Annotated in this window: 25 protein-coding genes; 9 read left to right on the forward strand and 16 right to left on the reverse strand. The window is 60.7% G+C overall.

Going from position 1 to position 22,980, the window contains the following annotated elements; all coding sequences use genetic code 11:
* Position 1: 1 nt before the first annotated feature.
* A complete protein-coding gene (locus tag HK439_RS09585; RefSeq protein WP_419247584.1) occupies positions 2-907 on the reverse strand; it encodes a polyprenyl synthetase family protein in 906 nt (301 codons plus the stop codon).
* Between the two features lie 202 nt (positions 908-1,109).
* On the opposite strand from HK439_RS09585, the gene HK439_RS09590 reads away from it, so the two are divergent.
* The 4 genes from HK439_RS09590 (at position 1,110) to HK439_RS09605 (ending at position 4,054) form a co-directional block, all read left to right on the forward strand.
* The gene (locus HK439_RS09590) at positions 1,110-2,351 is read left to right on the forward strand and encodes an SAM-dependent methyltransferase (RefSeq protein ID WP_190291183.1); all 1,242 of its coding nucleotides are present in this window, start codon (positions 1,110-1,112) and stop codon (positions 2,349-2,351) included.
* Positions 2,302-3,075 carry a monofunctional biosynthetic peptidoglycan transglycosylase gene (gene mtgA, locus HK439_RS09595; protein ID WP_190291184.1) on the forward strand — a complete coding sequence of 258 codons (774 nt, stop codon included), beginning with the start codon at positions 2,302-2,304 and terminating at the stop codon, positions 3,073-3,075. The genes HK439_RS09590 and mtgA overlap by 50 nt, the downstream gene beginning before the upstream one ends.
* Before the next feature lie 180 nt (positions 3,076-3,255).
* Entirely contained in the window at positions 3,256-3,441 is a 186-nt protein-coding gene (rpmF, locus tag HK439_RS09600; RefSeq protein WP_190291185.1) for a 50S ribosomal protein L32, read from the forward strand.
* Positions 3,442-3,625: 184 nt separating this feature from the next.
* The gene (locus HK439_RS09605) at positions 3,626-4,054 is read left to right on the forward strand and encodes a hypothetical protein (protein ID WP_190291186.1); all 429 of its coding nucleotides are present in this window, start codon (positions 3,626-3,628) and stop codon (positions 4,052-4,054) included.
* Between the two features lie 17 nt (positions 4,055-4,071).
* Here HK439_RS09605 and HK439_RS09610 read toward each other — a convergent pair whose 3' ends face one another.
* The 3 genes from HK439_RS09610 to HK439_RS09620 form a co-directional block, all read right to left on the reverse strand.
* Positions 4,072-4,713: a septation protein A gene (locus tag HK439_RS09610; protein ID WP_190291187.1), complete on the reverse strand. Its 642-nt coding sequence runs from the start codon at positions 4,711-4,713 to the stop codon at positions 4,072-4,074.
* A gap of 160 nt (positions 4,714-4,873) precedes the next feature.
* On the reverse strand, positions 4,874-5,602 hold the full coding sequence (gene phbB / locus HK439_RS09615) for an acetoacetyl-CoA reductase (RefSeq protein WP_190291188.1): 729 nt from the start codon (positions 5,600-5,602) through the stop codon (positions 4,874-4,876).
* Between the two features lie 139 nt (positions 5,603-5,741).
* Complete coding sequence (locus HK439_RS09620; RefSeq protein ID WP_190291189.1) at positions 5,742-6,923, reverse strand: acetyl-CoA C-acetyltransferase; 1,182 nt, start codon at positions 6,921-6,923, stop codon at positions 5,742-5,744.
* A 305-nt stretch (positions 6,924-7,228) separates the two neighbouring features.
* Between HK439_RS09620 and phaR the strand changes: the two genes are divergently transcribed.
* The gene (phaR, locus tag HK439_RS09625) at positions 7,229-7,804 is read left to right on the forward strand and encodes a polyhydroxyalkanoate synthesis repressor PhaR (RefSeq protein WP_190291190.1); all 576 of its coding nucleotides are present in this window, start codon (positions 7,229-7,231) and stop codon (positions 7,802-7,804) included.
* A 105-nt stretch (positions 7,805-7,909) separates the two neighbouring features.
* Here the strand turns inward: phaR and HK439_RS09630 are convergent, their stop codons facing one another.
* Positions 7,910-8,341, reverse strand: a complete 432-nt coding sequence (locus HK439_RS09630) for a GlcG/HbpS family heme-binding protein (RefSeq protein WP_190291191.1) — start codon at positions 8,339-8,341, stop codon at positions 7,910-7,912.
* A gap of 122 nt (positions 8,342-8,463) precedes the next feature.
* On the opposite strand from HK439_RS09630, the gene ggt reads away from it, so the two are divergent.
* Positions 8,464-10,059, forward strand: a complete 1,596-nt coding sequence (ggt, locus tag HK439_RS09635) for a gamma-glutamyltransferase (protein ID WP_190291192.1) — start codon at positions 8,464-8,466, stop codon at positions 10,057-10,059.
* Positions 10,060-10,128: 69 nt separating this feature from the next.
* Here ggt and HK439_RS09640 read toward each other — a convergent pair whose 3' ends face one another.
* From HK439_RS09640 to HK439_RS09670, 7 genes are all read right to left on the reverse strand, one after another.
* Positions 10,129-10,452 carry a hypothetical protein gene (locus tag HK439_RS09640; RefSeq protein WP_190291193.1) on the reverse strand — a complete coding sequence of 108 codons (324 nt, stop codon included), beginning with the start codon at positions 10,450-10,452 and terminating at the stop codon, positions 10,129-10,131.
* Between the two features lie 140 nt (positions 10,453-10,592).
* Complete coding sequence (locus tag HK439_RS09645) at positions 10,593-10,925, reverse strand: hypothetical protein (protein ID WP_190291194.1); 333 nt, start codon at positions 10,923-10,925, stop codon at positions 10,593-10,595.
* A gap of 228 nt (positions 10,926-11,153) precedes the next feature.
* Entirely contained in the window at positions 11,154-11,396 is a 243-nt protein-coding gene (locus tag HK439_RS09650; RefSeq protein WP_190291195.1) for a hypothetical protein, read from the reverse strand.
* Between the two features lie 11 nt (positions 11,397-11,407).
* The gene (locus tag HK439_RS09655; protein ID WP_328804129.1) at positions 11,408-11,980 is read right to left on the reverse strand and encodes an exonuclease; all 573 of its coding nucleotides are present in this window, start codon (positions 11,978-11,980) and stop codon (positions 11,408-11,410) included.
* 214 nt (positions 11,981-12,194) lie between these two features.
* On the reverse strand, positions 12,195-12,551 hold the full coding sequence (gene rplT, locus HK439_RS09660; protein ID WP_190291197.1) for a 50S ribosomal protein L20: 357 nt from the start codon (positions 12,549-12,551) through the stop codon (positions 12,195-12,197).
* A 27-nt stretch (positions 12,552-12,578) separates the two neighbouring features.
* Positions 12,579-12,776, reverse strand: a complete 198-nt coding sequence (gene rpmI / locus HK439_RS09665; RefSeq protein ID WP_190291198.1) for a 50S ribosomal protein L35 — start codon at positions 12,774-12,776, stop codon at positions 12,579-12,581.
* 235 nt (positions 12,777-13,011) lie between these two features.
* Positions 13,012-13,689 (reverse strand): YggS family pyridoxal phosphate-dependent enzyme, encoded by a 678-nt coding sequence (locus HK439_RS09670; RefSeq protein WP_190291199.1) that lies wholly within the window; start codon positions 13,687-13,689, stop codon positions 13,012-13,014.
* 234 nt (positions 13,690-13,923) lie between these two features.
* Here HK439_RS09670 and leuS point away from each other — a divergent pair, with 234 nt between their 5' ends.
* From leuS to holA, 3 genes are read left to right on the forward strand one after another with little or no spacing between them, the layout of a single operon-like run.
* Positions 13,924-16,542, forward strand: coding sequence for a leucine--tRNA ligase (gene leuS, locus HK439_RS09675; protein WP_190291200.1), 2,619 nt, complete (start codon positions 13,924-13,926; stop codon positions 16,540-16,542).
* Positions 16,529-17,092: a hypothetical protein gene (locus HK439_RS09680; RefSeq protein ID WP_190291201.1), complete on the forward strand. Its 564-nt coding sequence runs from the start codon at positions 16,529-16,531 to the stop codon at positions 17,090-17,092. The genes leuS and HK439_RS09680 overlap by 14 nt, the downstream gene beginning before the upstream one ends.
* Before the next feature lie 3 nt (positions 17,093-17,095).
* Positions 17,096-18,136 (forward strand): DNA polymerase III subunit delta, encoded by a 1,041-nt coding sequence (holA, locus tag HK439_RS09685; RefSeq protein ID WP_190291202.1) that lies wholly within the window; start codon positions 17,096-17,098, stop codon positions 18,134-18,136.
* A 216-nt stretch (positions 18,137-18,352) separates the two neighbouring features.
* On the opposite strand, the gene HK439_RS09690 is transcribed toward holA, so the two are convergent.
* From HK439_RS09690 to mnmG, 4 genes are all read right to left on the reverse strand, one after another.
* Positions 18,353-19,264: a ParB/RepB/Spo0J family partition protein gene (locus tag HK439_RS09690; RefSeq protein WP_190291203.1), complete on the reverse strand. Its 912-nt coding sequence runs from the start codon at positions 19,262-19,264 to the stop codon at positions 18,353-18,355.
* 110 nt (positions 19,265-19,374) lie between these two features.
* Entirely contained in the window at positions 19,375-20,199 is an 825-nt protein-coding gene (locus tag HK439_RS09695; RefSeq protein ID WP_190291204.1) for a ParA family protein, read from the reverse strand.
* Entirely contained in the window at positions 20,199-20,870 is a 672-nt protein-coding gene (rsmG, locus tag HK439_RS09700; protein WP_190291205.1) for a 16S rRNA (guanine(527)-N(7))-methyltransferase RsmG, read from the reverse strand. Before rsmG ends, HK439_RS09695 begins: the two co-directional genes overlap by 1 nt.
* On the reverse strand, positions 20,870-22,750 hold the full coding sequence (gene mnmG, locus HK439_RS09705) for a tRNA uridine-5-carboxymethylaminomethyl(34) synthesis enzyme MnmG (protein ID WP_209011684.1): 1,881 nt from the start codon (positions 22,748-22,750) through the stop codon (positions 20,870-20,872). The genes rsmG and mnmG overlap by 1 nt, the downstream gene beginning before the upstream one ends.
* Positions 22,751-22,980: the final 230 nt, after the last annotated feature.

Consider the following 22,980-nt stretch of genomic DNA (forward strand, 5'->3'; position numbering starts at 1 on the left):
CTTACCGGTCCCGCTGGACGATAAACCGGGCAAGCTGCAACAGGGCCGCCGCCTTGTCTCCGAAGGGGGCAAGCAGCTCCTCTGCCTCGCCGAGAAGAGCGTTGAGCTCCGCACGGGTCTTTTCCACCCCGAACAGTCCCACCAGCGTCGCCTTGCCCGCGGCCGCATCCTTGCCCGTGGCCTTTCCGGCAATTTCCGGGCTGGCTTCGACGTCGAGCAGATCGTCGGCAAGCTGAAAGGCAAGGCCGATGATTTCCCCGAAACGGGTCAGACGGTCGATATATTCTTCCGGGGCATCCGACAGGATCGCCCCGGCCCGGCAGGCATAGCGCAGCAGGGCGCCCGTCTTCATGGCCTGCAGCTTCCGGATCTCCGCTTCGCTCCGGTCGCGCCCCTCCGATTCCAGATCGAACATCTGGCCGCCCGCCATGCCGCCGATCCCCGCCGCCCGCGCCAGCTCGCGGCTGAGACGAAGCCGGATCGAAGGATCGCTGTGCACCTCATCGTCGGCAATGACATCGAAGGCGAGCGTCAGCAGCGCGTCACCGGCGAGAATGGCCGTTGCCTCGTCGAACGCCTTGTGAACCGTCGGCAGCCCCCGGCGAAGATCGTCATCGTCCATGGCCGGCAGGTCGTCATGCGCCAGCGAATAGCAATGGATCATTTCCAGCGCCGAGGCCGCCAGGGGCACGCCCTGATCGACCCGGCCGAAAAGAGCCGCGGCTTCCAGCATCAGGATCGGGCGCAGCCGCTTGCCTCCGGCCAGCGCCGCATGCCGCATGGCCGCAAGGAGGCGTTCCGGACGCTCGGTCTCGCCCTCGCGGGCCTCTGCGGACAGAATGTCTTCCAGGACCCTTTCGACCCGATCGGCCGATTTCGCCAGATGTGCCTGAAACTCGTCCGTCAAAAGTCCGTTCCAATCGTGCTGCTGCGGACCGCGGCGCTTCGAAGGGCAGGGCGGTCGCGAAAGTGGTGAGATCGTCACCGGTTCCCTGTCCTGAAAAGCCGGTCCCGTCAAGCCGTCCCGACAGGATTTATTAATAAGCGTGGTTGCATTGATATTTATGGCAGTATTAAGCTGATCCCTTCTCCATAAGGGAACAGTGATCATGCGTATGCTAGCAAGCTTACTGAAGTCCTGCGTCAAGCGAGGCCGTCTCCGGATCGTCGATGCGAATGGAAAACAGCATGAATTCGGCTCAGGTTATGACGGGCCGGAAGTATTCATTCGCTTTCATGATCCCAAACTCCACTGGAAGCTGGTGCTTCATCCCGAACTCGCGGCAGCGGAAGCCTATATGGACGGCACGCTGACGCTGGAAGAGGGCACGACCTGTCTCGATTTTATCGATCTGTTTTTCGTCAATCCTGCCCCCGAGGGGCTTTATCCGCTGCAGGAGCAGATTACCCGGGTCTGGAACAAGCTGAGCAGGTTCCACGAAAAGGCGCTTGTCTCCAAAACCAAACGCCATGTGCAACACCACTATGACCTCTCCACGGACCTGTACCGGCTGTTCCTGGATGAGGGTCTGAATTACAGCTGCGCCTATTACAATTCGCCCGAGGACACCCTCGAGGAGGCGCAGGCCGCGAAACTCGACCACCTTCTCGCCAAGCTGAATATCGAACCGGACATGCGCATTCTGGAAATCGGCGGCGGTTGGGGGTCCCTGGCCATGCACATGGGACGGGCCGGGGCCGATGTGACCTCCCTGAATGTTTCGGGAGAACAGATCGCGATTGCCGAACAGCGGGTCGCGTCCGCCGGGCTGGACCGAAAGGTCCGCTTCGTCAAACAGGACTACCGGGAATTTACCGGCAAGTTCGACCGGATCGTGTCCGTCGGGATGATGGAACATGTCGGTGTCGGAAATTACGACGGCTATTTCGGCAAGGTTCGGGACTGCCTGAAACCGGACGGATATGCGGTCATACACTCCATCGGCCGCATGGCGCCTCCGGGCACGACCGGACCGTTCATCCTGAAATACATCTTCCCCGGCGGCTATTGTCCTGCCCTTTCGGAAGTCATGCAGTCAATCGAACGGCTCGGGCTTTGGGTCTGCGACACGGAAATCCTGCGTCTGCACTATTACTACACCCTCAAGGCCTGGCGGGAACGGTTCGAAGCCAACAGGGACAAGATCGCCGAACTCTACGACGAACGTTTCTGCCGCATGTGGGAATTCTATCTTTGCGCCTGCGAAATCAGTTTCCTGCATGGCAACAACATGGTGTTTCAGCTAATGCTGTCGCTGGAACGCGACGCGGTCCCGATCGTGCGCGACTTTATCGTCGATAATGAAAAGGACCTGCGTGAAAAAGCCTCAAAAATCCGGAAAACAGCCTAGCGGGACGAAGAACGCTTCGAAGCCCTCCAACAAGGCGCAGCCGGTTACACTGAGGCGTGTCAGGCGCTGGACCTTTAGAGGACTTGCGGCGGTGATCATACTGCCGCTTGTCCTGACCGTGATTTACGCGGTCGTTCCGCCGGTGAGCACGCTGATGCTCGCCCGCTACGCGCAACTTTTATGGGTCGACCGGCAGTGGCGCTCGATCGACGAAATCTCCCCGCATCTGGTGCGCTCGGTCATCACCTCAGAGGACAGCAGCTTCTGCGAGCATGGCGGCGTCGACTGGTCCGCCCTGGAAAAGCAGATCGACACGCTTGTGAACGAGGGCGAAGCGCCGCGCGGCGCAAGCACCCTGACCATGCAGACGGCCAAGAACCTGTTTCTGTGGAACGGGCGCAGCTATATCCGGAAAGGTCTGGAACTGCCCCTGGCTCTCATGATCGACGGCGTGCTCACCAAACGGCGCATCATGGAGATCTACCTGAACATCGCCGAATGGGGGGAGGGGATCTTCGGGGCGGAAGCCGCCGCCCAGGCCTGGTTCGGAAAATCAGCAAAGGATCTGACCCGCGTCGAGGCGGCGCGGCTGGCAACGGCCCTGCCCAATCCGCTCGGCCGGAACCCCGCGAAGCCATCCTCGGGGCACCGGAAACTCGCCGCCACCAACCTTGCCAGGATCAGGTCGGCCGGCCCCATTTTCGACTGTGTCCTCAAGCCGTGACAGGGTGCTTCGGGGCGCATTCCCGGCGCTTTACGGACCATGTAAGAATTTTTGCGCTTTGGGGTGGCAAAACGCCTGGGTTCCCTGTATAACTCCGCCCATTCCAACACACTGCGTGATGCCACGCCCCGGGCTTTCCCGGTCCGGGCCGCGCGACGATGGACCACGGAGAAGAACAAAATGGCTGTTCCGAAGAGAAAAACCTCGCGCATGAAGCGCGGTTTTCGCCGTTCCGCGGACGCCCTGAAGCAACCGGCTTACGTTGAGGACAAGGATTCGGGCGAACTGCGTCGCCCGCATCACGTTGACCTGAAGTCCGGCATGTACCGGGGCCGTCAGATCCTGAGCCCGAAAGACGACGTCTGAGCTCTGGATCGCCGCACGGCAAACAGATTTAGGCCGGCCCTTACGGGGTCGGCCTTTTTCATGTCCGCTTTTGCACTTTCAATCCCGTTTTTGAGTTTGCGGCCGGAAAGTTTGTGTGCCGCCGCCTGTTTTTTGGCTAGGCTGGATCCAGCCGGCCCGTCGTTGCCGTTTTCCGGAGGCCTTTATGAAATTTCTTCTGTCCCTGCCGCTCACGATCCTGCCGCTGATCGCCTATAACGTTGTGGCCTTTTCCAATGGCGGCGCGCCGGCGGGTGACATCTGGAGCACCATCGTGTTCGAGTTCACCATGGTATCGGGTGCGAATTTCGCCATGGTGGCCGGCGATGTCATGATCACCGCCGCGCTCTTCCTGCTTTTCATCGAAATGCTGAAGGCGACCCGCACCGGCGTCGTCGCGCTGACCGACCACATTTTTTCGATGGTGGTATTCGTCGGCTACCTGGTGGAGTTCCTGGTGGTGCGCGAAGCGGCGACGTCCGTGTTTTTCATCCTGATGGCGATCGCACTGATCGATGTGATCGCAGGCTTTTCCATCACTATTTCCGGCGCCCGCCGGGACGTCAGCTTCGCCCATGGCGAAGGACATCACTGACGGTTAAGACAGCTTTTTCAGGTGTCGCCGGTTTCTTCGCTGATCGCGTGTTTCTGGATCAGCGGCAACTGGGTCATCGTGAACAGGAAGGTGATCGGCATGATGCCGAACACCTTGAAATTCACCCAGAAATCGGTCGAAAAATTGCGCCAGACAATCTCGTTGAGCGCCGCGAGGACGAAAAAGAACAGGCCCCAGCGGAAGGTGAGCTTGCGCCAGCCTTCATCGTTCAGCCGAAACGCACTGTCGAAGACATAACCAAGCAGGGACTTGCCGAACAGCAGCCCGCCCAAAAGCACGGTGCCGAACAGGCAGTTGACGATGGTCGGCTTCAGCTTGATGAAAAGATCGTCGTGCAGCCACAGTGTCAGCGCCCCGAAGACGAGAACGACCGCACCGGACACCAGCGGCATGACCGGCAGGCGCCTGGTCAACCAGAGCGACGCGACGAGAGAGATCGTGATCGCGACCATGAAAGCCGCGGTCGCGATGAAGATCGGCTTGCCCAGCGCCTGAAGCATCGGCAAGGCATTGGCGATCTGTTCGCCTCGGGCATTGAAAAGAAAGAAGACGCCCAGCGGGCCGAGTTCAAGCGCAAGCTTCAGGAGCGGCGACAGTTCCTTGCGCGTCGGATCATTCGGGGCGTGTTCAAATTCCATCGGCTCTGCCTGTTTCTAAGGGGCAGCCCAGACCGGACCGCATAGCCCGAGATAGGGGGTTAGGATGGCACCGGTCAAGACCGGTGCGGCAATTCGGTACCCCGAACGAAAAAAGGCGCCCCGATGGACGCCTTTCTCCCAATTCTCCCGGAACGCCGGATCAGCCGTTGGCGATGTACTGGCCGCCGTTGATGGTCATGACCGCACCGGTCATGAAGGCAGCCGCATCCGAAGCCAGATAGACGACGGTCGCAGCGATCTCCTCCGGATGGCCGAGACGGCCGACCGGAATTCCGGAAACGATGGATTCCAGCACCTTTTCCGGCATGGCCGCGACCATGTCCGTGTTGATGTAGCCCGGGCAGATCGCATTGACGGTAATGCCCTTGAAGGCATTTTCCTGGGCCAGCGCCTTGGTGAAACCGATGACACCGGCTTTTGCCGCCGAGTAGTTGGTCTGGCCCATCTGGCCCTTCTGGCCGTTGATGGAGGAAATATTGATCACCCGGCCGGCACCGCGGCTGCGCATGCCCTCGATCACGGGCCGCGTCATGGTGAACATGCTGTCCAGGTTCGTGGAAAGAACCTCGCGCCAATGCTCGAACGACATCTTGTGGAACATGCCGTCGCGAGTGATGCCGGCATTGTTGACCAGCACCTCGACCGGACCGAGCTCTTCTTCCACCTTGGCGATGCCGGCAACGCATTCGTCCGGGTGGGAAACGTCCCACTTGTAGACATGAATACCGGTTGCGGCCTTGAACTCTTCCGCCTTTTCCGTATTGCCGTGATAGGTAGCGGCAACCGTATAGCCCGCAGCCTTGAGACCCTTGGAGATCGCTTCGCCGATGCCGCGTGTCCCGCCGGTGACAAGTGCAACCTTACTCATGATTCCGCTCCTCCACTTTTCTTCGGGCGGTGCCGTTTCGATTCCCCGGACCGCTTCCACTGGCTAAATGCACATCTGCCATGACAAAGCATTGAACGCCCTGCCATGACAGATATCAATTCTGGCTAATCCGAACGGATTAGCGCTCCACGCACATAGCAACACCCATGCCACCACCGATGCACAAGGTCGCAAGGCCCTTCTTGGCGTCCCGGCGGCCCATCTCGTGCAGCAGGGTGACCAGAATTCGGGCACCGGATGCACCGATCGGATGCCCGATGGCAATCGCGCCGCCATTGACGTTGACGATATCCGGGTTCCAGCCCATGTCCTTGTTCACTGCACAGGCCTGGGCGGCGAAGGCCTCATTGGCCTCGACGAGATCCAGATCGGAAGCCGACCAGCCGGCCTTTTCCAGGGCCTTGCGGGATGCCGGGATCGGACCGGAGCCCATGATCGAGGGATCGACGCCGGCGGTCGCCCAGGAAGCGATACGGGCAAGCGGGGTCAGGCCGCGCTTTTCGGCTTCCGCCGCGCTCATGACCACCAGAGCCGCCGCACCGTCGTTGATGCCCGACGCATTGGCCGCGGTTACGGTACCGTCCTTGGTGAAGGCCGGACGCAGCTTGGCAACGCTTTCAAGCGTCGCGCCGTGGCGGATATACTCATCGTCTTCCACGATCGTGTCGCCCTTGCGGCCCTTGATCGTCACGGCCGTGATCTCATCCTTGAACTTGCCGGCCTTCTGGGCGGCTTCGGCCTTGTTCTGGGAGGCCACGGCGAATTCATCCTGCTGATCGCGGGAAATCTGCCATTTCTGGGCGACATTCTCAGCCGTCTGACCCATGTGGTAACCGTTGAAGGCATCCCACAGGCCATCCTTGATCATGGTGTCGATCATCTTGTAGTCGCCCATCTTGTAGCCGGCCCGCATCGGAGCGCAGTGCGGAGAGAGCGACATGCTTTCCTGACCGCCGGCGACCATGATGCTGGCGTCGCCACACATGATCTGCTGCGCGGCAATGGCGACCGTACGCAGGCCCGAACCGCAAACCTGGTTAAGACCCCAAGCCGTCGCGCCATCCGAAATGCCGGCAGCAATTGCTGCCTGCCGGGCCGGGTTCTGTCCCTGACCGGCGGTCAGCACCTGGCCGAAAACAACCTCGTTCACGTCATCGCCGCTGACACCCGCCTTTTCCATGGCGGCTTTGATCACGGTAGCGCCAAGTTCGTGGGCTGGGGTATTTGCAAAGGCACCGTTGAAGGATCCAACGGCCGTGCGCGTTGCACTGACAATAACGACATCGGTTGAAGCGCTCATGTTTCTCTCCAGGCTTTCGACCATATTCTACCGAACCGAATGGGCACTAAAACGGGTGCGCACGCGAACCGGTTGTTTCGCTCGCGACTAGAAACTCTGGTTAACCGTGAGTCAACTAGAATGGCCCTTCGATACGTCAAGTTTTCGCAGTCGCAGCATCCTCCTTTCGTCGCTCTGCACAAAAACGCTGGCAAGTTGCGCTCCGATTGGCTTAGTCTGGAACTCGGGAGAGACGGCATGAGATGAAGAACGTCTTGTCGTCAAACGGGAACTTGCCGCGAGGCTCCTTGCAACGGAAGACAAGAATGGCAAAGACCAACGAGCCAACGATCATCAAAAAATACGCCAACCGGCGGCTCTACAACACCGGCACCAGCACCTACGTGACCCTCGAGGATCTCGCGGTGATGGTGAAGGGGGAAGAAGACTTCATCGTCTATGATGCGAAAACGGGCGACGACATCACCCGTTCGGTCCTGACACAGATCATCTTCGAACAGGAAGGCAAGGGGCAGAACCTGCTGCCCGTCACGTTCCTGCGCCAGCTGATCCGGTTCTACGGCGACAGCATGCAGGGCCTGGTGCCGAGCTTTCTGGAATATTCCATGACCTCGCTCACCAAGGAGCAGGAAAAGCTGCGGTCCCAGATGAGCGAAGCCTTTGGCGCAACCGCCTTCGAAGCCATCGAGGATCAGGTCAAGCGCAACACCGAGATGTTCGAACGCGCCATGAAGATGTTCATGCCGTTTTCGACCGGCGAAACCTCGGCGCCTTCGGCCCCGTCCAAACCGGAACAGTCCGGTTCGTCCGACCTCGATGACATGAAGCGTCAGCTCTCGGAGATGCAGGCCAAGATCAACGCGCTGTCCGACAAGAAGTAGAAAGCGCGTTTTCCCGTCCGGTTCCGCCCCGACGTGTCTTGCCCGGCCAAGGCCGGGCAGATCTGCTCAAGTGACTGGCTCAAGTGACTGGCCGAGGGGGCCGTGTCAGCCGCAATCGGCGACGAGCTTGACGGCCTCGATGCCGGCGACGGCAGCGGCCTCATCATTGTCGGACGTATCACCGGTCACGCCGACAGCACCGAGAACCTCGCCGTCAGCGTCTTTCACCAGGACACCGCCCGGAACCGGAACGATCTGGCCGCCCGAAGCGCCGTTCAGGGCCTGTACGAAATGAGGGCGGGTTTCCGCATTGGCGTTCAGCCAGCGTGTTCCGGCCCCGACCGCAAGCGCGCCATAGGCTTTGCCGCCGGCGATCTGCGGCCGCATGATCGAAGATCCGTCCTGGCGCGCCATGGCGATCATGTGCCCGCCCGCATCGAGAACGACGACAGTCATGGGTTTCAGCTTGAGATCCGCGGCTTTTTCGAATGCGGATGAAATGATTTTCTCGGCGATAGAAAGCGTCAGTTTGCCCATTGACCCGGTTCTCCGTAATGTGCTGCCTCTGGCGAAGCTTGCTAACAGACTGACCCGCCTTTCGCCAGAAACCAAAACAGGTAAGGATTTCCTCCCTGGAGGAAAAATTCTGGAGACGCCCCTTGAGACGTGATTTTGAGGCCCCGGGCCGCTCCCCGGTTTATGCCCGCGAAGCAGCCGCAGCGACCTCCCATCCGCTTGCCACGAGCGCAGCACTTGAAGTTCTGCAAGATGGCGGCAATGCCGTTGATGCGGCAATCGCGGCGGTTGCCGTTCAGTGTGTCGTCGAACCCCATATGACGGGGATCGGCGGCGATTGCTTTGCCATCGTAACCGAACCGGACGGACGCATGACCGGCTTCAACGGGTCCGGTGCAGCGCCGAAAGGCAGTTCTCCGGAGGCGCTTGCCAATCTCGGCGTTACCGAAATCACACCGACCTCCGCCCATGCGGTCACGGTACCCGGTGCGGTCCGCGCCTGGGAAACTCTGCTGAAGGCCCATGGCACCCGCGGTTTCGACACCCTGTTCAAACGCGCGATATCCTATGCCCGCGGCGGTTTTCACGCGGCCCCGCGTGTGGTCCGCGACTGGGAAAAGAACGTCGAGAAGCTGGCCGCCAATCCGGCGACGAAATCCGCCTATCTCGTCGACGGCGCTGCGCCGAAACCCGGAACGCTTCTGAAGTATCCGAAACTCGCCGATACCTTGTCAGCAATCGCCGAAGGCGGTGCGGAGGCGTTTTATACCGGTACCGTCGCCAAAGACATCGTTTCGACCCTGAACGCCCTCGGCAGCCTCATGACCGAAGACGACATGGCGGCGTGCCACACCACCGCCGTGTCCCCGGTCATGCGCGATTACCGCGGCCACACGGTCGCGGAATTGCCGCCCAATGGACAAGGTGTCATTGCGCTGGTGATCCTCGGTCTTCTGGAACGCTTCGATCTGGAAAGCCTCGATCCGCTCGGACCGGAACGTTTCCACCTGGAGATGGAAGCCGCGCGCATCGGTTACGCGGTCCGCGACAAGTTCGTCACCGATCCGGGCTATATGGACGTCAGCCATCCCCGTCTGATCGCCGACGACTATCTGGATCAGCTGGCCGCAATGATGTCACCGGCGACACGGATGCCCGAGGTACCGGGAAACGGTCTCGCACCCCAGACCGATACGGTTTACCTGACCGTTGTGGACCGGGACGGTCTGACCGTTTCCTTTATCAATTCGATCTTCAACGAATTCGGCAGCGGTATCCTCGCCGCCGACAGCGGCGTGCTTCTTCACAATCGCGGCGCGGTCTTCAAGGCCAAGCCGGGTCACGCCAACTCAATTGCCGGCGGCAAGCGGCCTATGCACACGATCATCCCGGCCATGGCCCTGAAGGGCGGCCAGCCGTGGCTGTCTTTCGGCGTCATGGGCGGGCACTACCAGGCCTGCGGCCATGCCCATTTGCTGTCCAACATCATCGACTACGGCATGGACGTTCAGGCGGCCATCGATTTCCCGCGCATGTTCTTCAACATGGACGACCATGCGCTGGAAGCGGAAAAACTGGTCCCGCGCGCAACGATTGACGGTCTGGCAGCGCTCGGCCACGAGGTCCGCCCGGCCGCAAGCCCGATCGGCGGCAGCCAGGCGATCATGATCGACAAGAAAAACGGATTGCTGATCGCAGGTTCCGACCCGCGCAAAGATGGCCACGCGGCCGGTTATTGACCGTTCCGTTTCCGATTCGAACCCGGACAATCAAATGGAAGCGCCCTTTTCCGGGGCGCTTCCGGACTGTCACACCGTGAATGCGGTCGTGGCAGCCGGTGCGGGAGAAGCAGCGGTGCGGTAATAGGCATGAGCGGCACGGGTATTCAGGTCCCGCTGATGGGCATCGTCCGCTTCGAAATCATCCTGAGAGGTCAGCTGGGCGAAGAAGGACGTCGTCGCATTTGCGCGGGCGGGCTGCCGGGTTACGACTTCAAATTCGTTCCGGGCCGCCTCGCGCAAGTTGCTGAACGGCGAAACATGGGTCTGACGCTCGCTTTCAGTTTCACCCATCGAGGCCCGCTTGGGGCGGACGATGCGGTAGGAAATGGAAGAAACCGGATTGACCTGCATTTTCGTCTCCCTGGGTGGCCGTTCGGCGGCCTGTCGGGGTTTCAGCTAACTTGATTCCTTTCTAAGGCTTCGCCGTCTCCGGCGATGTGTTGCAGATCACGGTTTGCGTGATTGGCGAGGGTCAGGCCCTGCCGCCCGTTTCAATAGTCGGACGAGATCACATGACCGGCTTCCCGCTTGCGCGGCAAGGCAGCGGTTGCACGGTAAGCGGCCGTGCCGGCGACCGGCGCCGCCTTCCAGCCGTGAGGCGCGTAACGCTCCGCATCGCGGGTCGCGATCAGATGGGCGAGGAAAACAGAGTTCGTATGATAGCGATCCGGAAACGGTACATCCTGCGTGGAATGAACAGGTTGCACCGGAACAGGAAGGTTCGGCCGTTCTACGGCCTGTCTGTCGCCTTCGGTCTCCCCCGGAAAGGGACGCCTGCGCTTCACATTGGAACGCCCGAAGGCCGGAACCGGGTTAATTTGCACTGGATACGCCTCAACATGTTTCAGTTCGGGACGCCGGTGGCGTGCCACACCGAAACCACGCAACAGGTATGCCAGCGCATGGCATTTGTTAACCTTTGTTCACGCAAACGTGGGGGTTTTGCCACGTATTGGTTAACGCAGGTGAATTCGCTTTACCGGTTGTAAGTGAAAGTACAGACCCGATTGGCTTTCCGCTTTTCGCAAAAAATAAGCCTCATCGATCCGGCGTCACCGGAACTTCGACCAGACCCAGGAAATAAGCGCGGGAACCAAGAGAAACGGCAGGGCGAGACCGAAGGCGTAGATCACCCATCTATCCGATTGGACCGCGCACCAGCCGAACAGGCATTCTACCCCGAAGAATGGCAGCGCCTGGAAGAACACCACGGCCGCCACCCAGATATAGAGCGGCCAAGGGCCGTCGTCGGTCGGACCGCCGTTGCCGAGAAACTGGGGAAAGCCGTCGTACACCGGGTTTCCCTTCAATCCGCCCGGGACAGATCGAAATCGCCTGGCGAAAGCCGCCCGTTTCGCAAAAGATGCTGGAGGGTCAACGCGATCGACATGGCATCGTCAAGCGCGTCATGGCCGTTGAGCGGCGGATGATCGATCCCGAAATAGTCCGCGAGCCGGCCGCTGTTGGTCTTCTGGATGTCTTCATAGGGCATGCCGGCGTTCAGAAGCAGACGGCTGGCGTTTCCGCATCGATGGGCAGGAAGCACCGGATCGATACCGGCGACATAGCAGCTTATGCCCAACAGATAGAGCTCGTCCTTGCCCCATGACCAGAGACAGGCGCCGTCGGAAAACCCGGCCAGCCGGTCAATCGCCGATTTAAGGGAAATACCCTCGGATGTGACGGTTTCCTGGGAGATGCCGGTCAGATCGATGAAATAAGGATCCAGCGCGCATTCGCGGCCGAAGCGATCGACCGGCGTCACGTAGATCCGCTCCGTCTCCAGAACCGGGAAATCGCCTTCAAGACCCAGCTTGACCGCTCCGATCTGCACGGCAATGGGATCCGGGTCCATGGGACCGGCCCAATGCCGTTTCATGGCCCCCTCCATCGTCAGATATTCGCAATCATAGAAAACGGCGCTTCGCATCATCATTCTTCCCATCCCCAGGCAGAAGGAATAGCAGCAGCAGCAGCGCCTGGGCGCAACCGGGATATGAAGTTATGCGCGGCTAAAGCACTCTTCCGGCAATAAAAAAGCGCGCTGCCATCCGGAAGCGCGCTTTTCTATCGTCTATTTAATCAGTAGCCGCTCAGGCCAGGGCGCCATGCGCCTTGTCGACCAGCGCCTTGAAGGCATCCGGCTGATTGATCGCGAGATCCGACAGGACCTTGCGGTCGACTTCAATGCCGGCCTTGTTCAGACCGTCGATAAACCGGCCGTAGGTCAGGCCGTGCTCACGGGTGGCGGCATTGATGCGCTGGATCCAGAGCGAACGGAAATTCCGCTTGCGCACCTTGCGGTCGCGATAGGCGTACTGTCCTGCCTTCTCGACGGCCTGCTTGGCAACGCGGATGGTGTTCTTGCGGCGGCCATAGTAGCCCTTGGCAGCCTTCAGAACCTTCTTGTGACGTGCATGGGCGGTAACGCCCCTTTTAACGCGCGACATATGTGAACTCCTTCAAAGACTGGCTAATTACGCGTAAGGCAGGAACTGCTTCACGATCTTCGCATCCTGATCGCTCAGCGTGGTGGTGCCACGGGCGTTGCGGATGAACTTGGTCGTGCGCTTGATCATGCCATGACGCTTGCCGGCCTGCGCGGTCTTCACCTTGCCGGTCGCGGTCAGTTTGAAGCGCTTCTTGGCTCCAGACTTGGTCTTCAGCTTGGGCATTTTGCATCCTTTCATTGGCGCGGACCGGTTACCCGGCCGCTTCGTTTTTGGTGCATCGAGAGGTCGCCACGGCATGCCCTGTGTTTCCGGGGCCAGCTTGCCGGTCGCATCGCAAGATGTGAACGCGCAAAGACGTGCCCCGAAGAGCCGGACGACTCTGGACCGGGGGCTTATAAGCGCGCTTGCCGTTCCATGCAACCGGAATCTGAGGAAAAATGCGCCGTAAGCGGCGGCTTCAGGCCGGATAGTCCCGGTGACCGAAGATGGCCGAGCCGACGCGAACATGAGTGGCGCCGAAACTGACGGCGGTCGCGTAATCCGACGACATTCCCATGGAAAGCTGTGTCAGGCCGTTCCGCTCGGCGATCTTTCGAAGCAGCGCGAAATAGGGTCCGGGCGCGTCTTCTACCGGCGGGATGCACATCAGCCCCATGATGTTGAGACCGATCTCGTCCCGGCAGAAGGCGACGAAGGCATCTGTGTCCCTGGGCGAAATGCCGGCCTTCTGCGGTTCATCGCCAATGTTGACCTCGATGAAGCACGGCAGGTGCCGGTCCTGCTTGTCCATCTCAGTCTTAAGAGCTTTAGCGATCTTTTCCCGGTCGACCGTGTGGATGACATCGAAGGTCTGGACCGCTTCCTTGGCCTTGTTGGATTGCAGCGGGCCGATCAGATGCAGTTCGATGCCCTCGTACTCCTGGCGCAGACCCGGCCACTTGCCCATGGCCTCCTGCACCCGGTTTTCGCCGAAAACGCGCTGACCGGCATCTAGGACAGGACGGATATCCTCCTCGGCAAAGGTCTTGGAGACCGCGACCAGGGTGGTTTGTCCCGGCTTGCGGCCGAATTCTTCTTCCGCCTTGCGAATGTCGGACAGGACCTTCTGCAGCCGGTCGCCGGATGTTTCCGTCATTCTGCTTCTCCCAATCACCAATATATATTGCATTCTGATAGGCGCTGCCGATGCAAATATGCAAGCTTGTCTGCCATTTGCGGCAAGAACCGTCCGTTTGCAGCCGGTTTTTGCCGTAGCATGTTGACCGGAACGGAAATTTCTGGTGACTGTCCGGCAACACCATTCTGGTTTAATCAACACTCCCGAAGAACCAAGCGCCCTCCCAAACAGCGCGAGATAACGGCAACATTGATGGCAACGGAACGCTATAACGCACGCGACGTCGAAGCGCGCTGGCAAAAAACATGGAACGACAAGAACGTCTTCGTCACCAACAACGACGATCCGCGCGAGAAATACTACGTCCTTGAAATGTTCCCGTATCCGTCGGGCCGCATTCATATGGGCCATGTGCGCAACTATGCCATGGGCGACGTGGTTGCCCGCTACAAGCGTGCAAAGGGCTTCAACGTTCTCCATCCCATGGGCTGGGACGCGTTCGGCATGCCGGCGGAAAACGCGGCCATGCAGAACAAGGTCCATCCCAAGGACTGGACCTATGAAAACATCGCCTTCATGCGCGACCAGCTCAAGATCATGGGTCTGTCGCTGGACTGGAGCCGCGAGTTCGCCACCTGCGACGTGGAATACTATACCCAGCAGCAGCGCCTGTTCCTGCAGTTCCTGGAAGCCGGTCTCGTCTACCGCAAGAACGCGAAAGTGAACTGGGACCCGGTCGACATGACCGTGCTCGCCAACGAACAGGTGATCGACGGCCGCGGCTGGCGCTCCGGCGCCCTGGTCGAACAGCGCGAACTGACCCAGTGGTTCTTCAAGATCTCCGATTATTCCGAAGACCTGCTGGAAGCGCTCGACACCCTCGACCGCTGGCCGGACAAGGTCCGTCTGATGCAGAAGAACTGGATCGGCCGGTCCGAAGGCCTGCGGGTGCGGTTCGAATTCACCACGCCGGCACCGACCGGCGACAAGGTGCTGGAAATCTTCACCACCCGTCCCGACACCCTGTTCGGCGCCTCCTTCATGGGCCTGTCGCCGGATCATCCGATCTCGGCGAAGCTGGCGGAGACCAATCCGGAGCTCAAGGCCTTCATCGAGGAATGCCGCCGCATCGGCACGTCCGAGGAAGCCATCGAAAAGGCGGAGAAGAAAGGCATCGATACGGGTCTGCGGGTCAAGCACCCGCTGGACGACAGCATCGAGCTGCCGGTCTATGTCGCCAACTTCATCCTGATGGATTACGGCACCGGCGCGATCTTCGCCTGTCCGGCCCACGACCAGCGCGACTTGGACTTCGCCCGCAAATACGGTCTGCCCGTCAAGCCCGTCGTCCTGCCGAAGGACGCCGATCCGGCAACCTTCGAAATCGGCGACGAAGCCTTTACCGACGACGGCGCGATCTTCAATTCCGGCTTCATGGACGGCATGTCGATCGCCGACGCCAAGGAAGCCGTGGCAAAGAAGCTCGAGGCCATCACGATCGACGGCGCGCCTCAGGCCACCCGGCAGGTCAACTACCGCCTGCGCGACTGGGGCATCTCCCGCCAGCGCTACTGGGGCTGCCCGATCCCGGTGATCCATTGCGACGACTGCGGCGTGGTTCCCGAAAAAGACGAGAACCTGCCGGTTCAGTTGCCCGACGACATCAATTTCGACAAGCCGGGCAATCCGCTCGACCGTCATCCGACCTGGCGCAACACCACCTGTCCGAAATGCGGCAAGGCGGCGCGGCGCGAGACCGACACCATGGACACCTTCGTGGATTCGTCCTGGTATTTCGCCCGTTTCACCGAACCGCGTTGCGACCGGCCGACCGATCCGAAGGCGGCCAACGACTGGCTGCCGGTCGATCAGTATATCGGCGGCATCGAGCACGCGATCCTTCACCTGCTCTATTCGCGCTTCTTCACCCGCGCGATGCAGAAGGTCGGGGCGCTCGATCTGAAAGAGCCGTTCAAGGGCCTGTTCACCCAAGGCATGGTGACCCACGAGACCTACCGCCTCGGCGACGGTGCGAACGGTCAATGGGTCTCTCCCGCCGAAATCAAAATCGAGGACGTCGACGGCACCCGCTCAGCCACGATGATCTCTTCCGGCGAACCAGTCACGATCGGTTCGATCGAGAAGATGTCCAAGTCGAAGAAGAACACGGTCGATCCGACGGATATCATCGAGACCTACGGCGCGGACACCGCCCGCTGGTTCATGCTGTCCGACAGCCCGCCCGAACGCGACGTGATCTGGACCGAGGAAGGCGTCCAGGGCTCCTGGCGTTTTGTCCAGCGCGTCTGGCGCCTGATCGGCGACATTGCCGAAAAGACCGGCCCGCGCGGTGCGGCTCCCGCCTTTTCCGATGCAGCCGCGGGCCTGCGCGGCGCGACGCACAAGACGCTCGCCGCCGTCTCCAAGGACCTGGAATCGCTCGGCTTCAACCGTGCGGTCGCCCGCATCTACGAGTTCGTCAACCAGATCGGCAAGGCGCTTCACGACGGTGTGGATAGCCCGGACATGGCCTATGCGGTGCGCGAGGCCGGTGAATACCTGACCCAGATGATGGCGCCGATGATGCCGCATCTGGCCGAGGAATGCTGGCAGGCGCTGGGGCAGAAAGGCCTGATTTCCGAAACCGCCTGGCCCGCCGTCGACGAAAGCCTGCTGGTCGACGACACCGTCACCCTGCCGATCCAGATCAACGGCAAGAAGCGCGGCGAGATCACCGTTCAAAGAGACGCTTCCAAAGAGGCGGTCGAAGCGGCTACTCTGCAGCTGGATTTCGTGCAGCGTGTGCTGGAAGGCCGCGCACCCCGCAAGATTATCGTGGTGCCGCAAAGGATTGTGAATGTCGTCGCCTGATGGAATTGATCGAAGTCGCCGCAGCTTCCTGCACGTCGCACTCTCCGCGGCACTGGCCGGCGGCGTTGCCGCCGGCTGCCAGGTCCGTCCGCTCTATGGAACCATGAGCACCCCCGGCGGGCAGGCGGTTCCGGCCGAGCTGGCGGCGATCGATATCGACCCGATCAGCGACCGTTACGCGGACGAGGACGCTGCCCGGGTCCTCTACAACGAACTGACGTTCAATTTCGAACGCGGGGCCGACCGGGCCGACAAGCTTTACCGGCTCAAGATCCTGATGGATCTGGCCTCCTCGGAAGTCGGTGTGGAACAGCTTTCGGACGTGCCGGCAGCCTATACCATGACGATGAACACCACATTCGTCCTGAGCGATATCGCGACCAACAAGACGCTGATGACCGGCAAGTCGTTCGCCACCGCGTCCTACGATTTCTCCAACCAGCGTTTTGCCAATCTCCGAGCAAAAAAGGATGCCGAATCGCGCGCCGCAAAGGCCGTTGCCCAGGACATCCAGGCCCGGATTGCCGGATATTTCGCAACCAGGTCGTAGGTCATGACCGCACTCAAGGCGACCGACATCGACAGGTTCCTTGCCAAGCCGCCGGCCCATGGCGGCGTCGTGCTGATCTACGGGCCGGATACGGGTCTTGTCTCGGAACGGGCCACGAGCCTGGTCGCAAAGGCCTCCGAGGGCGACGACGATCCGTTCAATCTGATCAAGCTCGACGGCGCCGATGTCGCCTCCGATCCGGAGCGGCTGATCGACGAAGCCCTGACCGTTCCGCTCTTCGGCGGCCGGCGGATCATCTGGATCCGCGATACCGGCGGAAAATCGCTCGATAGTGCCCTGAAACCGGTTCTGAAGCTCGACGACTGCCCGTCCCTGATCGTTCTGGAGGCCGGCGATCTCAAGAAGGGCGCCGGCCTGCGCAAGCTGATCGAGGCGGACAGGAAGGCCTATGCCCTGCCCTGTTACGCGGATACCGAACGCAGCATCGATCACCTGATCGATCAGGAAACCCGCGAAGCGAACCTGACGATCACACGGGAGGCACGCGCGGCCCTGCACGGCCTTCTCGGCGGCGATCGCATGGCAAGCCGCGGCGAGTTGAAAAAACTCTGCCTCTACGCGCTCGGCAAGGGCAAGATCGACAGTGACGACGTGGAGGCTATTATCGGCGACGCTTCGGCGTTCGAGCTGTCCGAGCTGATCGACGCCGCCGCCCTCGGCGACCTTGCAACGCTCGACCACGGGTTGGAACGCCTGACGGCGGCCGGTTCCAATGCCTCGGTGATTGCCGGACGGGCCTTGAAGCATTTTCAGGACCTGCACCGCATGCGCGCCGATCTCGACCGCGGCAGGAACGCCACCCAGATCGTCGACAGTCAGCGCCCGCCTGTGTTCTTCAAGCGAAAGGCGGGTCTTGCCCGCCAGATCCAGATCTGGTCGTCAGCGGATCTGGAAAAGGCCATGGAGCGCTTGGCCGAAGCCATGCGCGTGTCCCGCCTGAACGCAGCCCTCGGCGTTCCCGTCCTCTCCGAAACGCTCCTGGTCCTGGGCCGCGTCGCCGCCAGCCGCGGCCGGCGGCGGTAACGGATTAGCCAAATTCTCTGCCGTCATGCCCGGACGAGATCCGGGCATCCATGGCGTTTTCCTGCCCTACGGCAAAGCTGTTCTCAATGGAGAAGTACCGGCATGGATGCCATGGTCGAGCCATGGCATGACGATTGGTATTGGAGGCATTATTCGAGCCCCAACCCGGCTTCGCAGAGTAGTTACGGCTGCGAATCGAGTCTTGGGATTCAAGGCCTAGCGGGTTTCGACGCCCAGCTTGCGGCACAGCTCGTCAAGCTGTTCCAGCGACGTGTACTTGATCTTGAGATCGCCTGACTCCTTGCCCGGCTTGTGTCCTACGGACACCTTCAGGCCCAGAGTGTCGGTCAGGCGCTTTTCCAGGGCCTTGGTATCGGCATCCTTGTCCGCCTTGGCCGCAGACGTCTTCGCACCGCCCTTCAGTTTCGTCAGGGCTTCCGGGTCCTGGGCGAGCTTTTCCGCGTCGCGCACGGTCAGGCCTTTTTCGACGATAATCTCTGCCAAAGCGGCCGGGTCGTCGACGGTGATCAACGCCCGGGCGTGGCCGGCGGTCAAAAGCCCCTCGGCCAGGTAATCCTTGACCGAATTCGGCAGTTTCAGCAGGCGCATGGTGTTGGCCACATGGCTGCGGCTCTTGCCGATCACCTTGGCAAGCTGTCCCTGGCTGTAATCGAACTCCGCCGTCAGCTGCTCGTAGCCCATGGCTTCTTCGATCGGATTGAGATCGGCGCGCTGGACGTTTTCGATAATCGCAATCTCGAGCGCTTCCTGATCGGTCACGTCCCGGATGATGATCGGCGCCTCGTGCAGCCCTGCCCGCTGGGCCGCCCGCCAGCGGCGTTCGCCGGCGATGATTTCGTAGCGGTCTGTCTTTCCCGCCGCCGGCCGAACCAGGATCGGCTGAATGATCCCCTTTGCCTTAAGGGATTCCGACAGATCCGCCAGGTCCTTTTCGGTAAAGGTCTTGCGAGGATTGCGCGGGTTGGGCTCCAGGTGCTCGATCGGCACCTTGCGAGTATCCCGCGGCGGCGTCCGTTCAGGTGCGGATCCCGGAGTAGGAGCCGCCTCGCCGATCAAAGCCGCGAGACCGCGCCCCAAACGTTTGTTCTTGCCGCCTTCATCCGCCATGCCGCACCTGTTTTTCTTTTTATTTCAATAAGTTATTTAGATACCTTCCGATCCGTCCAAGGGCTGAGCACCCTTGGGTCAATTCGGATCCGATTCATTTGTCGCTGCGGTCAGGCCGCAACCCGCCGCAGCTCGCGTTCCCGCTGGATAATCTCCGATGCAAGGCGAAGATAAGCCTGGCTGCCGGAACATTTCAGATCGTAAAGCAAGGCCGGCTTGCCGTAGGACGGCGCCTCGGAAATGCGGACGTTGCGCGGAATGATCGTTTCGTAGACCGCATCCCCCATGGTTTCGCGCACATCCGCGACCACCTGGCTAGAGAGGTTGTTGCGGCTGTCGTACATGGTCAGCACGATGCCGTGGATCGTCAGTTCCGGGTTGAGCGCATTACGCACCTGCTCGACGGTGCTGAGCAGCTGGCTGAGGCCTTCAAGCGCGAAGAACTCGCATTGCAGCGGCACCAGGATCGAATGGGAAGCCGACAGCGCGTTGATCGTCAGCAGGTTCAGGGACGGCGGACAATCGACCAGAACATAGGTAAAGCCCGCGTCGTGAAACAGATCGGACCGGGTGAACTGCTCGATGGCATTGCGCAGACGGAACGCCCGGTCACCACTGGAGGCGATTTCCAGTTCGAGGCCGAGCAGATCCATGGTCGACGGCGCAACCCACAGCCGCGGGACGGCCGTGTCCTTGATCGCCTCTTCCAGCGAACAGTCGCCGCTCAGGACATCGTAGGTCGAAAGACCGCGGTCCCGGCGCTCGATCCCCAGGCCTGTGGATGCGTTCCCCTGCGGGTCGAGGTCAATGACCAGAACCTTTTCGCCGATTGCGGCAAGCGCGGTTCCCAGATTGATGGCTGTCGTGGTTTTCCCGACGCCGCCTTTCTGATTGGCGAGAGCAAGCACACGCGGAGACTCTGGAAGCATGCTCATCAGGCGACACCTTCCTGGTTAGGCCGGGCGGAAATATTGGAAAGAAGAAGCATCCGGCTCGTTGGATCAATGAGACTTTTCTTTTCTACCAGATCGAATGTCCAAGTGTGAGACGCTTCGTTAATCTCCCGTTGAAAATCTTGACCTTTGTGGAAAACAGCGGTCGCCCCTTGCCTCGTAAACGGTTCTGAAAGCTTCAATAACAGATCCAGCGAGGCAAGCGCGCGGGCGGAGACGGCATCAACCGGGCCTTGGCGCCATTCTTTCGCAACCGATTCGATTCTTCCCGGATGGACCGTGCCTTTTGACCCGGTCTCGCGCAGGGCCGTGCGCAGGAAGGCGGCCTTGCGCTGGTTGCTCTCGATCAGATGAACATGGGCGTCCGGCACATCGGCCAACAGAATGGCCGTAACGATACCGGGAAAGCCCCCGCCGCTGCCGATATCCACCCAGGTCTTCGCACTCGGAAAGTTCCATTGGGTCTGCAGGCTGTCGACCACATGCCGGACCCAGATATCGGGAATGGTCGACGGCGCGATCAGGTTCTGCGCCGGCTGCCACTTCAGGACCAGGTCGACATAGATCTGCAGGCGTTCCACAGTTTCACGTGAAACATCCCCATACTTATGCACAATCTGTGCAGTGTGGTTCAGCTCGGGCACCCTTGCCATCAAGCCGCACCTTTGCGCGGCTGAAGGCGTTTGACGTGAGACAGAAGCAGGGTCAGCGCCGCAGGCGTCATACCTTCCATGCGCGACGCCTGGGCCAGCGTGGATGGCCGGACCGTTTCAAGCTTCTGCTTCACCTCGTTGGAAAGACCCGCCAGCGCATTGAAATCGAAGTCCTCCGGGATCGCCAGGGCCTCGTCCCGTTTCAAGGCTTCGATGTCGGCCGCCTGCCGCTCCAGATAAACGGCATAAAGCGCGTCCGTCGCCACCTGCTCGGCTATGTCCTTTTCAATCTCACCCAGCTCCGGCCAGAGCTCTGTCAGACGATCGTAGTCCATGTCCGGATAGGACAGCAGATCGAAAGCAGTCCGGCGGATGCCATCCTGGTTGATCGGGATCCCCTTCTTTACCGCTTCGGCCGGCGTGACCGATAGGGACATCAGCAGAGCCCGAGCCTCGTCGATGGCACGCAGCTTCGTTTCGAAGGCGATTCGTCGGGTCTTTGAAACACAGCCGAGGTCCATACCGAGTGGCGTCAGCCGTTGATCCGCATTGTCCGCCCTGAGCGACAGGCGGTATTCGGCGCGCGATGTAAACATGCGATAGGGTTCGGTGATGCCGCGCGTCGTCAGATCGTCGATCATGACGCCGATATAGCCCTGGCTGCGATCGACCGTAAACGGATCGCCACCCGACGCCTTCAGCGCCGCATTGAGTCCGGCAACCAGCCCCTGCGCACCGGCTTCCTCATAACCTGTCGTCCCGTTGATCTGACCGGCCAGGAACAGGCCGTCGCATTTGTGCAGTTCCAGGGTCTGCTTCAGCTCGCGCGGATCGACATGGTCATACTCGATGGCATAACCCGGCTGGAACACCGTGACTTTCTCCAGACCCGGGATGGTCTTCAAAAAGGCAAGCTGCGCATCTTCTGGAAGCGAGGTCGAGATGCCGTTCGGATAGACGGTATGATCGTCCAGCCCCTCCGGCTCCAGAAAGATCTGATGGCCGTCCCGATCGCCGAAGCGGACGATCTTGTCCTCGATCGACGGGCAATAGCGCGGCCCCCGCCCCTTGATCTCGCCGGAATACATGGCCGAGCGGGACAGGTTGTCCCGGATGATCTGATGGGTCTCAGGCGTGGTCCGGGTTATATGACACGGCACCTGCGGCGTGGTGATCCTGTCCGTCAGCGTCGAGAACGGCACCGGATCCTCATCGCCCGGCTGCTCCTCGAGAAGATCCCAATTGATCGTCCGGCCATCGAGCCGTGCCGGCGTGCCCGTCTTCAGGCGGCCGAGCTGCAGACCCAGTTCTTCGAGCGACAGCGACAGGCCCATCGCAGGCTCCTCGCCCGATCGCCCCGCCGGGATTTTTTTATCTCCGATATGGATCAGTCCGCGCAAGAAGGTACCGCTGGTCAGCACGGCTGCGCCGCAGGAAATTTCCCCGCCGTTGGCGAGGACTACGGCAACGATGCGGCCATTGTCATAGACGAAACGATGCGCCTCGCCTTCGACCACATCGAGATTTTCGATCGCCGAAATTTCCGCCTGCATGGCTTCACGGTAAAGCTTGCGGTCGGCCTGGGCCCGGGGCCCGCGAACGGCCGGACCCTTGCGCCGGTTGAGAAGCCGGAACTGAATCCCCGCCCTGTCGGCGACCCGGCCCATGAGCCCGTCGAGCGCATCGATCTCGCGGACGAGATGGCCCTTGCCGAGACCGCCGATTGCCGGATTGCACGACATCACCCCGATGGTATCGAAGCGATGGGTGACGAGAGCGGTGCGTGCGCCTAAGCGCGCGGAAGCCGCCGCCGCCTCGCAGCCGGCATGACCGCCACCGATCACGACCACATCATATGTCAGCTTCTGTTCGCTCATCATTGTCACCGTGCCCGAGATCCATCTGCTCTCGAACCGCCTCACGCTCTCTTTTTAGAAACCATCCTGCGCGCCTCTTTATCATATCAGGCCGGACAGGAAATGAACGCGCCTTCTAAGTGGCGCCAATCTTTGGCGACCTTATAAGGGTCCCGGGAATTCAGGTCAAAGACAAACGGCACCCGCCCGCCTCCGTTAACCGGGGGCAGATTCTTCCAATGTCGAACCTCATG

Origin of the sequence: Roseibium aggregatum (assembly GCF_014692675.1) — a bacterium.
Classification (GTDB): Bacteria; Pseudomonadota; Alphaproteobacteria; order Rhizobiales; family Stappiaceae; genus Roseibium; species Roseibium aggregatum_C.

Excerpts from the sequence above, each read along its gene's own strand:
- HK439_RS09590 (WP_190291183.1), top strand. The coding sequence starts at position 1,110 with ATGCGTATGCTAGCAAGCTTACTGAAGTCCTGCGTCAAGCGAGGCCGT.
- mtgA (WP_190291184.1), top strand. The coding sequence starts at position 2,302 with ATGAAAAGGACCTGCGTGAAAAAGCCTCAAAAATCCGGAAAACAGCCT.
- rpmF (WP_190291185.1), top strand. The coding sequence starts at position 3,256 with ATGGCTGTTCCGAAGAGAAAAACCTCGCGCATGAAGCGCGGTTTTCGC.
- HK439_RS09605 (WP_190291186.1), top strand. The coding sequence starts at position 3,626 with ATGAAATTTCTTCTGTCCCTGCCGCTCACGATCCTGCCGCTGATCGCC.
- HK439_RS09610 (WP_190291187.1), bottom strand. The coding sequence starts at position 4,713 with ATGGAATTTGAACACGCCCCGAATGATCCGACGCGCAAGGAACTGTCG.
- phbB (WP_190291188.1), bottom strand. The coding sequence starts at position 5,602 with ATGAGTAAGGTTGCACTTGTCACCGGCGGGACACGCGGCATCGGCGAA.
- HK439_RS09620 (WP_190291189.1), bottom strand. The coding sequence starts at position 6,923 with ATGAGCGCTTCAACCGATGTCGTTATTGTCAGTGCAACGCGCACGGCC.
- phaR (WP_190291190.1), top strand. The coding sequence starts at position 7,229 with ATGGCAAAGACCAACGAGCCAACGATCATCAAAAAATACGCCAACCGG.
- HK439_RS09630 (WP_190291191.1), bottom strand. The coding sequence starts at position 8,341 with ATGGGCAAACTGACGCTTTCTATCGCCGAGAAAATCATTTCATCCGCA.
- HK439_RS09640 (WP_190291193.1), bottom strand. The coding sequence starts at position 10,452 with ATGCAGGTCAATCCGGTTTCTTCCATTTCCTACCGCATCGTCCGCCCC.
- HK439_RS09655 (WP_328804129.1), bottom strand. The coding sequence starts at position 11,980 with ATGAAACGGCATTGGGCCGGTCCCATGGACCCGGATCCCATTGCCGTG.
- rplT (WP_190291197.1), bottom strand. The coding sequence starts at position 12,551 with ATGTCGCGCGTTAAAAGGGGCGTTACCGCCCATGCACGTCACAAGAAG.
- rpmI (WP_190291198.1), bottom strand. The coding sequence starts at position 12,776 with ATGCCCAAGCTGAAGACCAAGTCTGGAGCCAAGAAGCGCTTCAAACTG.
- HK439_RS09670 (WP_190291199.1), bottom strand. The coding sequence starts at position 13,689 with ATGACGGAAACATCCGGCGACCGGCTGCAGAAGGTCCTGTCCGACATT.
- leuS (WP_190291200.1), top strand. The coding sequence starts at position 13,924 with ATGGCAACGGAACGCTATAACGCACGCGACGTCGAAGCGCGCTGGCAA.
- HK439_RS09680 (WP_190291201.1), top strand. The coding sequence starts at position 16,529 with ATGTCGTCGCCTGATGGAATTGATCGAAGTCGCCGCAGCTTCCTGCAC.
- holA (WP_190291202.1), top strand. The coding sequence starts at position 17,096 with ATGACCGCACTCAAGGCGACCGACATCGACAGGTTCCTTGCCAAGCCG.
- HK439_RS09690 (WP_190291203.1), bottom strand. The coding sequence starts at position 19,264 with ATGGCGGATGAAGGCGGCAAGAACAAACGTTTGGGGCGCGGTCTCGCG.
- HK439_RS09695 (WP_190291204.1), bottom strand. The coding sequence starts at position 20,199 with ATGAGCATGCTTCCAGAGTCTCCGCGTGTGCTTGCTCTCGCCAATCAG.
- rsmG (WP_190291205.1), bottom strand. The coding sequence starts at position 20,870 with ATGGCAAGGGTGCCCGAGCTGAACCACACTGCACAGATTGTGCATAAG.
- mnmG (WP_209011684.1), bottom strand. The coding sequence starts at position 22,750 with ATGATGAGCGAACAGAAGCTGACATATGATGTGGTCGTGATCGGTGGC.